The following is a 2,173-nucleotide window of genomic DNA, read 5'->3' as shown; positions in this document are numbered from 1 at the left end:
AGCATGGTCGCACCCGTGACTACACGGCCCGTCACCGGTCAGCGCATAGTTGTGCACGCTGCGCATGTCTTCGATTAGCGTGCCGACATGGGATGTCGACAGCGCGCCCGCGGCGCGGCGACCGCCGTCGCGGCGCTGGCCTGGATCGGTATCAGCCTGGGCGGGCCGGCGCCGGTGGCGCTCGCCGCAGCGCCCAACTGGTCGGGTCTGGACGCCCGCTCGTATGACGGCTTCATCCCGCCGGCGGCCGGGACGCTCATCGACTCCGTACCGCTGGATCCGGCGTTGTCGTTGCGCGGCGCCGGCCCGGCCTACCGCATCATCTACTCGACACTCGACGAACACAACAACCCGCGCGTGAGTACGGCTGCGGTGTTCCTGCCCCGCGGCAATCCCCCGGCGACTGGCTGGCCGGTGATCGCCTGGGCGCACGGCACGGTCGGGCTCGGTGACGACTGCACACCGTCGGCGCTGCCGCGCAGCGAACGCGACAACGACTACCTGTCGCACTGGCTCGACGACGGCTACGCGATTGCCGCCACCGACTACGCCGGCCTGGGCACTCCCGGCCTGATGAGCTACCTCAACAACATCTCCACCCCGCACGACGTCGTCGGCTCGGTGGTCGCCATGCATCAACTCGGTCTGCCGCTGTCACCGCGGTGGGCGATCGTCGGGCAGTCTCAGGGCGGCGGCGCAGCTGTCAACACCGCTCGGTGGGCCAACGAGTTCAGCCGGGGCACCGGCTTGGACTACCGGGGCGTCGTAGCCACGGGATCGGCCGTCAACATCGAAAGGATCGTCGCACAGGCCGGCCCCAAATCCCCAGTGCCAGCAGAGGTTTCGGCGGTCAACGCCTACCTTGCCTATATCCTGGCGGCTTTCCGCGACGCCCGCCCCGATATCGGCATCGACAGCATCCTGACTCCGGCGGGCCTGCAGGCGGCCATGCTGAGCCAGACCGTGTGCTTCCGGCCGCTCCGTCACGACCTGGCGAACAGCTCACCCACCGAATTCTTCAGTGCGCCGGTGAACTCGCTGCCGGGTGCCACCGAGGCGCTCAATGACTACATGGGTGTGCCGGTCACCGGTTACGACCGGCCGATTTTCCTCGGCGTCGGCCTGCAGGACCGTGACGTGCCTCCGGAATCGACGCTGAGCTTGTACAAACAGCTTTCCGCCAACAACCCCGACGTGGATGTGGAACTGCACGTCTACCCCGACCAAGACCACGGCGGCACGGTGCTGGCCTCGATCGCGGACTCGACACCCTTTTTGCATCGCGTGTTCGGCGAGCCGGCCCGGTAAGCCCCGCCACGCCTGATGACCAGCGTGTGCGCGACGGCCTGCGCGACACAACTCGACACCAGCGGTCGCACCCGGCTGTTCAGCCGAGGGGCACGTCGGGGATCGGGCGGTCGACGGCGGCGCCGGGCCCGTCGAAATGCCACCACTCGCCGCGGTACACCGTCAGTCCGCCGGTGCTCATCGCGTCGCGCAGGCGGGCCCGGTTCGCCTGGGCGTCCGGGCTGACGCCGTCGGAGGCGAATGCGTGGGCGCGGGGCGTGAAGTCGTCGAAGTCGGTTCCCACGTCGAGGAGGCAGGGCTGTCGGGTCGGGCACTGGGCGCGCGCGAGCGAGACATCGACGGAGCGACCGGCCACGTGGCTGCGCGCATACGGGCCGGGCCGCGCGACCCACTCGGGGTTGGGCACCAGCTGGAACATCCGGGCCTGAACGTCGTGCGGACGGTAGCAGTCCCAGAAGACGAGCGCGTCGCCCTGCCGGCGCAGTGCATCGGCGGCGGCGGCGAGGCCGGGCGCCAGGGACTGGTGCACCAGGCAGCGGGCGCCGGCGGGGTACAGCGGCGTGCCGGTGAGATTGTCGGGCGTCGCGTACCGCAGGTCGACGATCGCGTCCGGCACGACGCTACGGACGTCGACGAATCCCGCCGCTTGGGCCTTCGCGCTCACCGGCGGCACGTCGGCACCGGCCCTACCGCAGTTGGCGACCGCCGCCAGCGACAGCAGAGCGCCGAGCCATGCCGCCATAGCGATCCGGGCACCCATCCCGATATTGTCCCGCGTCGCGGCCGAAGCGGCGTAGCCGCAGCGAGTTGGTCACCACGCTGACCGAGGAGAACCCCATCGCCGCGCCCGCGACGACCGGGTGCA

At 70.2% G+C, this 2,173-nt stretch carries 2 protein-coding genes; one reads left to right on the top strand and one right to left on the bottom strand.

The window, feature by feature from the left end:
* The first annotated feature begins 87 nt into the window (after positions 1 to 87).
* Positions 88 to 1,308 (top strand): prolyl oligopeptidase family serine peptidase, encoded by a 1,221-nt coding sequence (locus ABDW21_RS16815; protein WP_343603311.1) that lies wholly within the window; start codon positions 88 to 90, stop codon positions 1,306 to 1,308.
* Between the two features lie 79 nt (positions 1,309 to 1,387).
* On the opposite strand, the gene ABDW21_RS16810 is transcribed toward ABDW21_RS16815, so the two are convergent.
* Entirely contained in the window at positions 1,388 to 2,050 is a 663-nt protein-coding gene (locus tag ABDW21_RS16810; RefSeq protein WP_343603312.1) for a M15 family metallopeptidase, read from the bottom strand.
* Positions 2,051 to 2,173: the final 123 nt, after the last annotated feature.

The organism is Mycobacterium sp. (genome assembly GCF_039583805.1).
Classification (GTDB): domain Bacteria; phylum Actinomycetota; class Actinomycetes; order Mycobacteriales; family Mycobacteriaceae; genus Mycobacterium.
The sequence above is the reverse complement of the archived record's forward strand: the minus strand, read 5'-3'. Positions and strand labels throughout refer to the sequence as shown.